The organism is Bartonella rattaustraliani AUST/NH4 (assembly GCF_000312565.1).
Classification (GTDB): domain Bacteria; phylum Pseudomonadota; class Alphaproteobacteria; order Rhizobiales; family Rhizobiaceae; genus Bartonella; species Bartonella rattaustraliani.
Window position 1 is genome coordinate 1 of sequence record NZ_CALW02000075.1, and the last position, 10,335, is coordinate 10,335.

Below are 10,335 nucleotides of genomic sequence, written 5' to 3' on the forward strand. Positions count from 1 at the left end.
TGGCTTTGTTGTTTATCAACATAGATAAGATGATTTGCTACTGAGTAACAATTTTCCTACTGGCCATTCACGATGGTATGCCAAAACTTAAGCTTTCTATATTGAGTAAAGATGGGGTATTAACGTAGAACGGTATTTCATCGAATATATATTCAATAGAAATATCTGTTGTTTCAAAACGCTTTATTTCTTCAGTTGATAATTCCACGCTTTTTGCCCGATGTCCAACTGCTTGGTTTGACATTTTCGTGCATAACGCTCTAAGTTATTGATTTTGTTTGTACAAATTTATAGCTTTTGATTTTAGTGTTTTGTAATTTTCGTTTTTCTTATATTGAGAGAAGTCAAGAATGCGAAATAATTTCTCTAAATGATTAAAACTCTGAATATTGTATAATATGCGTCTTATCTGCTTTAGCTTTCGTTGCGTCAGATGCTAATATAAGAAGCATCGCAGATGCTATATCTGGGAGTAATATGTCAATCCTATCGAATTTTTTTGCACTCCAATAGATGAGTTCAGTGATATACTTTTCTGAAAATCTTAAGTTAAACGGGCTTATACCAATCATAATATGTTGCTTCATCGCGATTAAACAAGAGCAATTCTCCGATTGTCCCTTTATAGAAAATGAAAAATGAGCATTGGCATCGCTTTTTGTAAATCCATACTTTCCCCTACACCCGCATTATATCACAATGCCTGATTGCGAAATCCTCATTTCTTAAAAAATAAATGATTAATCGCTTCATCATAATAATTTTGTAAAATAAATAAATTGCTTTGTAAAAATCATAAAGGATCGTTGATCTGTTCAGTTACCATAAGATACACATAAGGGTTTGTACCACTTTAGCTCTTAATATGGGCGTGTTTCCAAATTTAACAGCTTGGATTTGATGTTGATCCAGTGCAAGAAGGTTAAGAGAAGTTGGGCATGTATCAAGTTGAAATGTTGGTAGATGGGGTGCCGTGTGGAAAAATATTTGTCGAGAATAAAAAGCCATAGCAAAAGTCTTTTCATGATCGTCTTTTGATTTTTGACAAGGATATGTGATAGTTATGCACTTTGGGTCATAGAGGAGAGGAATCTCTCAATAATCATGAGAATAAATGGAGCGATTATCATATTATATCGTGGATTACGGAGCTTATGAAAGTTTAAAAAATAATATCTGCAGCTGTCTTATTCTAAAACTGACAAGAGCAGAGCTCTTTCAGTGAAGGTTGCGCTAGGTGCTTTGTGGTTTCTCTTGCTTTTATAAAAGCTTAAAATTGGCTTTTGATAAGTTTTTGCTATGTTGAAAGAATGGAAAAATCAAAGCAGCAATGGGGAATAAAACCTCATTTAAAGAATACAGACGCAAGAAAGTTCTGTCTGAGGACGCGAGCGAGCGGAAGGCTGATTGTATCGGTGAGGTTTTAGATGTTGGTTTTCGGTGTTTCAAGCTAGACAGTTCTAACTTTAAGCGCTGGAATGATGATTTCTCAGGCATGACAGAAGAGCAACGATGGTCCACTCTTGTTGAGCGTATGAAAGATATTCTGGATCGGTTTGTTGCAGGGCGGCGCGAGATTGATATTATCTATGAGGCTTTTCTCAAATATGGTGTGCCCTTGACCGAAAAACTCTCGACACTTGAGATTGAAGGCAAGCGCTTTTACGTGATTGGTGAAGATGGTTCTTTGTTTATCTGTTTGGATAAATCTATCCCCATTGAAGTCATTGAGGCACTGATCTGCGATTATGCACCTGGGACGGTGATTTTTGCCAAACATTGTTTTGATGATGATGCGGTTATGGTGAATAGCGAGCTGATATTACAAGAAGCAGAAATTACCTTTCGATGGCTTTAGGGATGAGCAGGAAAAATTATGTCAAATGCAATGTATTGATTTATAATGATAAACTGTCGTTGTGTAATTTGGATCATAACTCTGAATATTGTGGCAATTTCTCATTTCAAATCTGTTTATGTTGAATTAATTTGAATTACTTTCTTGTATGGCATAAGCGTGCTTGGTGTAGGGATAGAACTATAGAAAAAAAGGAAAATGCTTCTCATGAACCGCCTTAAAGAACGTGTTGTAGGAGAATCACTGGATAATCTGGCTTTGCGGATTGAAGAGATTAAACGTCTTTTGCCTGAAGCAGTCGTGGAAGGTAAATTTGATGAAGATATGCTGCGCCTTTTATTGGGGGATGATTTTGACAATGATCACGAAAAATACCGTTTTGAATGGAAAGGTAAGCAGGAAAGCCTCAAGTTGGCGCAAAGACGCTCTAGTGCTACATTACGCCCTTATTTTGAGGAAAGTAAAGATTGGGAGACAACACAAAATCTTTATATTGAGGGGGATAATTTAGAGGTTCTTAAACTGCTGCAGCGTGCTTATTTGCGGCAAGTGAAGATGATCTATATCGACCCACCTTATAATACGGGCAATGATTTTGTTTATAAGGATGATTTCAAAGACCCGATAGGTTCTTATAAGCAGGCGACGTGCCAAACTATGCGCGCCAACCCAGAAACAGCTGGGCGATACCATTCTAATTGGTTAAGTATGATGTATCCGCGCTTGCTGATTGCCAAAACACTGTTGCGTGATGATGGGGTGATTTTTATCTCAATTGATGACCACGAGGTACATAATCTGCGTAAGCTTTGTGATGAGGTGTTCGGCGAAGACAATTTTGTGGCTTGTTTGCCTTGGAAAGGTCGTGGAGGAGGAGCTGATGATAAAAATTTATTACAAAATCATGAGTATGTGTTGGTGTATGCCAAAAATTCTGAATTATTTACAACGGGTAGGAAAATAAAATCAGATGAAATATTTCCTAAATTTGATCAAAAGAAAAAACGCTTTTATAAAATACAATTAGCGAGAAAATGGGGAAGTAATTCAAAACGTGAAGATCGTCCTAATTTATTTTATTCTATCAATTCTTACGAAGGTATTGAGGTATTCCCAATGTTACCAGATGGAAGTGAGGGGTGTTGGCGTTGGAGTAAGGATAGATTTGAAACAGCACTAAAAAATGAAGATATTGAGTTTAAACAACGTGGTGATGGTAGGTGGGAGGCGTATGAAAAAATTTATCAACCTCTTGAGGGGGAGTTTAGAACTAAATTGTATGCAGCATGGCTACAAAGTGAAATTATTGATGAGTTAGAAGAGCTATTGAGTGAAGAAGATCCTAAAAATACAGCTTTTGGAACAAAGCAGATTCAATCTTTATTTGAAGGTAAAAGCTATTTTGATTATCCCAAACCAACGACTTTGATAAAGATTCTAACTAAAATAGCCTCTGTTAATTGCAATGAAGTGATTCTTGACTTTTTTTCTGGTTCTGCCACAACCGCTCATGCAGTGATGCAACTCAATGCAGAAGATGGCGGTAAGCGTCGCTTTATTATGGTGCAATTGCCTGAGGCAACAGCAGAGGGTTCTGAAGCTTTTAAAGCAGGTTATAAAACCATTGCTGATATTGGACGTGAGCGTATCCGCCGTGCGGGCGAAAAAATCAAAGCAGCAATGGAGAATAAAACCTCATTTAAAGAATACAGACGCAAGAAAGTTCTGTCTGAGGACGCGAGCGAGCGGAAGGCTGATTGTATCGGTGAGGTTTTAGATGTTGGTTTTCGGTGTTTCAAGCTAGACAGTTCTAACTTTAAGCGCTGGAATGATGATTTCTCAGGCATGACAGAAGAGCAACGATGGTCCACTCTTGTTGAGCGTATGAAAGATATTCTGGATCGGTTTGTTGCAGGGCGGTGCGAGATTGATATTATCTATGAGGCTTTTCTCAAATATGGTGTGCCTTTGACCGAAAAACTCTCGACACTTGAGATTGAAGGCAAGCGCTTTTACGTGATTGGTGAAGATGGTTCTTTGTTTATCTGTTTGGATAAATCTATCCCCATTGAAGTCATTGAGGCACTGATCCGCGATTATGCACCTGGGACGGTGATTTTTGCCAAACATTGTTTTGATGATGATGCGGTTATGGTGAATAGCGAGCTGATATTACAAGAAGCAGAAATTACTTTTCGATGGCTTTAGGAATGAGCAGGAAAAATCATGAAATTACATTTTAATACATTGCCTTATCAGAATGTGGCTGTGGCTTCAGTGGTTGATCTTTTTCAAGGAGAAGAGCCAATTGTTCAACGTTATATCAAGCGTATTGATGATCTTGTGGGCGATTTTGTTGGGAATCAACTGCCTGTTGGTTGGGACAAAGTGGCTGCTAATTTGCACGAGGTGCAAAAACGCAATCAGCTCCCATTAACCGATAATGTGGCGCAAAAGCAATTTTGTGTCACGATGGAAACAGCAACGGGTAAGACTTATGTCTATACCAAAACCATTTATGAATTGCATGAGCGCTATGGTTTGAATAAATTCGTTATCGTTGTTCCTTCGGTGGCTATTCGTGAAGGGGTGCAAAAATCTCTGGAAATAACGCATGAACATTTCCAAAAGATCTATGGTAAAAAATCTATCCGCTGGTTTATTTATGAGGCAAAGCGCTTGGCAGATGTGCGCGAATTTGCCCGTAGCCACACGATCGAAGTGATGATTATCAATATTGATGCTTTTCGCAAAAGCGAGAATATTATTAATCAGTCTATGGATAAAATGGATGGGGAACGACCGATAGATCTGATCTCACAACTGCAACCCGTGGTGATTATTGATGAACCGCAAAGTGTGGTGAATACACAAAAGGCACGCGAGGCTCTCAGTTGGCTTAATCCGCTTTTTGTTTTACGTTATTCTGCTACCCACCGTGAAGAAATCAATACTCTTTATAATCTTACGCCTGTTGATGCTTATCAGTACGGATTGGTAAAGCAAATTAGCGTTTCTTCTATTGCTTCTCAGGATAATTTCAACCTTCCTTATTTGCGTCTGTTAAGTGTAGACCGCGCCCATGGTTTTAAAGCTAAAATTGAATTAGACTGCAAAGATGCCAAAGGTAAAGTCAAACGGATCAGAAGAATTGTCAAACCTGGGGATGATCTGTTCCAGGTTTCGAAAGAGCGTGATATTTATAAAGATTGGCGTATTACCGATATTGATTGTCGAGAAGACCATGAAAAAATTGAAATTAACGGTTCAATCAGCCTCCATTTAGGGCAAGCGATTGGTGATATAGCAGAAAAGGATATTCGCCGGGCGCAAATCCGCAAAACCATTGAACATCATTTGGATAAGGAATTGCGGCTTTTGCCTCTCGGAATTAAGGTTCTCTCTTTATTCTTTCTTGATCACGTTGCTCATTATCGGATTTATGGTGATGGTGCACCGCAAAAAGGCGAATATGCCCGCATGTTTGAAGAAGAATATGTCAAGCTTATTCAATTGGACAAATATAAAGAGATTCAGCAATTCTTGCCTTTTGTAATGGATGCAGAACGCGTACATGATGGCTATTTCAGCAAGGATAAAAAGGGGGTGCTCACAGATACGCGGGGTGACACGAAGGGAGACCATAACACCTATGCTTTGATTATGAAGGATAAAGAGAAGCTTCTTTCGATGCAAATGCCTTTGCGTTTCATCTTTTCACATTCGGCTTTACGCGAAGGGTGGGATAATCCCAATATATTTCAAGTTTGTACCCTGTTGGATCAAAGCAGTGTTCTTTCGGCTCGGCAAAGAATTGGCCGTGGTTTGCGCCTTTGTGTTAACCAAGAAGGCGAGCGCATTTATGATAAGGACCTCAATCTTTTGCATATTATCGCGACAGAGAGTTTTGCAGAATTTGCTGAGAAGCTGCAAAAAGAAATTGAACAAGAAACGGGCATTAAATTTGGTGCGTTGGATGCTTCGATTTTTTGTGATATGGACATTCCACTCTCCGTGGCAGCGCAATTGGGGGTTGCAATGCCTGCGGAGAAGAAGCGAGAATATGCTGAGTGGCAGCAAAATACACAAGCAAGAAATTTTAGTGCACAAGAGAGAACGTCGCTTTATTTGCCCACCGATCTTGACTTTGAAGCGACACCTTCGTTGCCAAATTTCCAATCACCGGTAACAACAGAACTGACTGTTAAGTTTGGTCATGAATCAGCGCAAAAACTGCTAGAGGCGTTGGTGGAGCAAAATCTCATTGATAAAAAGAGAAAATTAACCCGCATTGCTCAAGAGAAAATTCGTTCTGACAGTTTAGCGGAAGCGCTTCCAGCCGTCTATCAGCCTATTGCTCATCTGATTATTCAGGAAATACGCAAAGCAGATATGCGTTTGCCTCTTCGCAACAGTTCTAGAGAAGTCTTGGTTAAGCGCAAGGAGCGTGTTTTTGAAACGCCAGAGTTTTTAGCTATATGGGAAGGGATTAGCCAAAAAACCCATTACCGTGTGCAAATGGATAAAGCGCGTTTTATTGATATTGCGGTAAAAAAACTATGTTCGATGGCTCCTATTGAAAAGGTAAATATCGCAGAAACGACAGCGGAACTGGATGTGAAAAAGGATGGCGTGAAAGCAGAGCTTCAAACCACACGGCGGATTGAATTGGCGCATATCATTGAACAAACTCCCGATATATTAGACATTTTAACCCATGAAACGAAACTTACCGAAACCACTCTTTTTGAGATTTTAAGCCGTTTCGAGCGTGGGCAAGAGATTTTAAAAAATCCAGAAAAGTTCCTTGAACAAACTTGCTCTTTATTGCAACAGGCTAAAGCAGAAATGCTTAGCGATGGTGTGCGCTATATTCAGATTAAGGGTGAGACTTATTCGGCACAAGAGCTTTTTGAGGCTGAAGAAATATTAGCCTATCTTGATAATGTTGTGCCAAGTAAGCGTAGCGTTTATGAGTATGTCGAGGTTGATAATAGCAAGATTGAGCGCAATTTTGCTCAAGATTTGGAGAATGATAAAGATGTGCGTTTCTTTTTCAAATTACCCCGTGGCTTTAAAATTGCGACCCCTTTTGGAGCTTACACACCAGATTGGGCCGTTCTTCTTCATGAATATGGAGCTGATAAACTTTATCTCGTGGTTGAAACAAAGGGGAGCTTGCTTGAATCCCAAAGACGTGTGATTGAAAATGCAAAAATTCGCTGCGCTAAACTGCATTTTAAGAGCTTAAATGAGGTAGACTATAAAGAAGCTGTTGTATGGCGCGACGCAAAGCCTGTCGCACAGGCGGTAGAGAAAAACGTTGTGTGATCATTGTGAGAGAATGAGATGGCTCTAAAGGTGTCTTTTTGATCATCTATCACACAGTTTATCTTATTTTTATGCAACTTTTATAACAGAAATTATCTCCTCGAGAGTTCAATCTACCGGTCGTAATGTCTCATCCCCCAGTCCTTCTATCAATTTTTGTTTTCAAAAATGGTTTCGTTCTCTACCTATATATCTTCTTAATATCATTTTCTGATTGAAGTCACCCCTGGTCGATCGATATAATAGAAAATGATTCTAACAGAAATGGCTCTGGACGCATAATATACGTATGCGTTAATAGGTAAGGCTTCATGAGGGAAGCTATGTTTGTTATGCTGTCTTGTCGATCTTTTAAAGTATTAGTCTATAGAGACGTATTCCATAAATACTTACTGCCTGAGGCGGTTGTTTAAAATAAGTTTGACAAAGACATGCTGTGCTTTCAAATAGAAGGTACGAAGTAAGCTGAGGGTGCCAGTCCTGAGATGACGGGATGCTCTCATTTTCATTGGTGAAGCGTAGTTTATTCGTGTTTACTGATTGCTATAATGTCGTTGCTTCGTTATTTTGATCAATTCCTTTAAACATGAGCATCTATTTTATTCACGCAACCAATAAATCTATATTGCCACTAATAAATCCGTATTGAATATGTCATCAAGAAAAAGGGATAATAAGTCTTAAATCCATATGAATATTGTGGTTTATTGAGGTGAGTAAAGTTCTGTGTCCCTATAAAGCAGTAAAATGATAGGCAATTTCGAGTTCTCCAATGATATAACCCGTGATCAAGCCAACAAAAAGCATAATTATGAAACCACGACGAGATGCAGCGAAGGTGTTTTTTACAATCCATACTGCGATAGCGCCTCCCAGCCCTCAACATGTTGCAGCGTTGTAGCTTTGTTGAAATTTATAGAAAAAGGGATGTATTATGATATTATGGTGTTGTGCTTCACTTAAGGGCGTGAATGCACGGTGATATAAATAACTCAACCATATTATCAATAAAACGCTTAGGATGAGACATTTTATAAACTTATTTTTAATGTAAAAATATTTCACAAATTTATTTTCGGGAAGAGTATCCAGAAGTTTATTCTGAACTGTTTTTTGATTCATCTTACTCCCCCTACTGTGTTGGTAAAATTTTATTACCTCTGGTCGTGTCATTACTTTTGGTCATTTTCTGGATAAAGAGATCTGTAGAATGGGCGGCATCTTTTTCTTTTTGAATGTTTTTGACAAACACATAAGTTCCACTCGCTGTGCCGATAGCTCCAAGAATACCAGCGCCTATAATTGTCCCTCTTACGGTTCCAGTAAAGCCTTTGGCAAGAGAACCAGTAATATAGCCCAAAAGAGCACCGAAAACAACGCCAATGACTGCACTCCTTGCAATAGCATTGAGAACTTCACTCGCGCGATATAATTCCGGATGATATAAATGACTTGTTTCCTTATTTAAAAACGCAGCATGAGAGGAAATAATCGAACTAAAGTAAATTGCTAAAGCAATATAAAAACGAGCAATATAAATGCTTCATTTTTTCTCCCCTGTTATTAATATTTCTGGACGACTGATATAAGCAGAACCCTTATAAACACTATTGACCACAACTCTGACACGAAACGTACCTTCCGTATCAGAAGAAGCTTATTGCTCAATTTACTGATGCAATTCCAGCTTGATTGAGCATTCCGCAGCAGTATTTCAGCATATTATTCTAAAATTTACTCGTACCAACGGCTATGTTTGAAAGCTTCATAAGCACCACCAGCGAAAGCACCTGCAACACTTCTCATTATTCCTCCTGTTGCGGCACTAGGCAGCCTGCCGAAAATTGTTCCAGTAGTTGCACCTATAGTCCCCAAAGTTGCGCCATTTCCTGTACCTCTTACAATGTCATTAAACACTTCGAAAAATCCACGTGCTTGCGACCGATGCGAAACACCTCCATTTGCATCCGCAGACCCCACATGAGCAAAGCTTGCTGAATCAAGAAATAGTGCTAAATAATGTAGATATGATTCATCTTTCCCCTCTTTATAGTTTATCTACAGTTATACTGTAATCAATATATATTTAAACTGTCTATAGAAATTGTCATATTTATTAAAAAATAAAATGGCACAAATTCTTAAAAATCCGTTGCTTTTATAAATAATCTTGCCTATCTGAAGAAGTCATTCCAACCCAAAGCTTATTTCTCGTTTTTTATAAAAGAATCTTTTTTTATAAAATGAAGTTCTTCCAGTGGTAAAAAGAGATGTATTTTTCTCATCGCTAGGAATCATTCTGAAAAATGGGAGAGTTTTGAGCTGGCTTTCACTAGGTTCGTATGCGTTTTCATCTATGCGTGTTTAGGCGTTATGATTTTTAAGCGCTTACTTTGCTTAAATGTAATGAACGTTTCTATTTCACGACGGCGCCCGTGAATTGTATAACGGTAAATCCATTGAGCACCACCATCTTTACGCTTATGAAGTAATAAGCCGGCACCATCATTATATTTACCAGCCCCCAATGTTGCGACAGCCCTTGCATTAAGACGGTTCATAAGAGCCATTTTTAGTTCTTTCTTATACAAATTTTATCCACACACTCATCCCACTTGTGAGGTGCAAGTGAGTAGTTTTGATTGATTCAAGATAAGCAGGTTTGAAATAAGAGAATCTTACGTTATTCAGGACTCTCATTCAATATGAATAACGATAAATTATCTATATAAATCAATATCTTGTCAAAACATAACAAAGTTTTGCTAAGTCAACAAATTTGTAAGTGATTGAGCTCAGAGAGAGGGATGGTCTGACTTATGATCTCTTAAACTTTTGCGCTGTGATTAACCTGCAAAAAAATAGACGATTCTATTGTCGTCTTTCGCTAACTTACTCTCTCGTGCTTTAAGGCAAAGTATTATCAGCGTTGGAGCGTTTCACGATCGGGTTGATTATAGACCATGTTGATTGGTGAGGGGTTCTTCTGGACTTAAGTACTGAAGCAAAGCATTTATCATGTCTATGTACTATCTTCGAAGTTTTTCACGCGTAGAAATGCGATAGGCATAGGGCCGTGATACTTCTTCCTAGGTTCAGAGCACTTTAAAAAGGCATGATGAAGAGGTGGGCATTTTAAGAGAATT

The 10,335-nt window shown here is 38.5% G+C and carries 6 protein-coding genes and 2 pseudogenes; 3 read left to right on the forward strand and 5 right to left on the reverse strand.

All coding sequences use genetic code 11. The features are described 5' to 3' along the window. Positions 1-67 precede the first annotated feature (67 nt). Positions 68-253 (reverse strand): annotated as a pseudogene (locus BN67_RS15425) (tRNA-dependent cyclodipeptide synthase); the annotation flags it as partial. Between the two features lie 121 nt (positions 254-374). Beyond that, positions 375-626: a tRNA-dependent cyclodipeptide synthase gene (locus BN67_RS15430; RefSeq protein ID WP_425277077.1), complete on the reverse strand. Its 252-nt coding sequence runs from the start codon at positions 624-626 to the stop codon at positions 375-377. Positions 627-1,330: 704 nt separating this feature from the next. Between BN67_RS15430 and BN67_RS09930 the strand changes: the two genes are divergently transcribed. The 3 genes from BN67_RS09930 (at position 1,331) to BN67_RS12155 (ending at position 7,189) form a co-directional block, all read left to right on the forward strand. After that, the gene (locus BN67_RS09930) at positions 1,331-1,858 is read left to right on the forward strand and encodes a hypothetical protein (protein WP_019223937.1); all 528 of its coding nucleotides are present in this window, start codon (positions 1,331-1,333) and stop codon (positions 1,856-1,858) included. A 207-nt stretch (positions 1,859-2,065) separates the two neighbouring features. After that, on the forward strand, positions 2,066-4,066 hold the full coding sequence (locus BN67_RS09935) for a site-specific DNA-methyltransferase (RefSeq protein ID WP_026088278.1): 2,001 nt from the start codon (positions 2,066-2,068) through the stop codon (positions 4,064-4,066). Positions 4,067-4,084: 18 nt separating this feature from the next. Next, a complete protein-coding gene (locus tag BN67_RS12155) occupies positions 4,085-7,189 on the forward strand; it encodes a restriction endonuclease (protein ID WP_019223939.1) in 3,105 nt (1,034 codons plus the stop codon). Positions 7,190-8,321: 1,132 nt separating this feature from the next. Here the strand turns inward: BN67_RS12155 and BN67_RS09950 are convergent. The 3 genes and pseudogenes from BN67_RS09950 to BN67_RS12160 all read right to left on the reverse strand — a co-directional run. Beyond that, positions 8,322-8,549, reverse strand: coding sequence for a hypothetical protein (locus BN67_RS09950; protein WP_019223941.1), 228 nt, complete (start codon positions 8,547-8,549; stop codon positions 8,322-8,324). Positions 8,550-8,923: 374 nt separating this feature from the next. Further along, the gene (locus tag BN67_RS09955) at positions 8,924-9,169 is read right to left on the reverse strand and encodes a hypothetical protein (RefSeq protein ID WP_019223942.1); all 246 of its coding nucleotides are present in this window, start codon (positions 9,167-9,169) and stop codon (positions 8,924-8,926) included. 437 nt (positions 9,170-9,606) lie between these two features. Next, positions 9,607-9,759: pseudogene (locus tag BN67_RS12160) on the reverse strand (DUF4102 domain-containing protein); the annotation flags it as partial. Between the last annotated feature and the right edge of the window lie 576 nt (positions 9,760-10,335).

Excerpts from the sequence above, each read along its gene's own strand:
- BN67_RS09930 (WP_019223937.1), top strand. The coding sequence starts at position 1,331 with ATGGGGAATAAAACCTCATTTAAAGAATACAGACGCAAGAAAGTTCTG.
- BN67_RS09935 (WP_026088278.1), top strand. The coding sequence starts at position 2,066 with ATGAACCGCCTTAAAGAACGTGTTGTAGGAGAATCACTGGATAATCTG.
- BN67_RS12155 (WP_019223939.1), top strand. The coding sequence starts at position 4,085 with ATGAAATTACATTTTAATACATTGCCTTATCAGAATGTGGCTGTGGCT.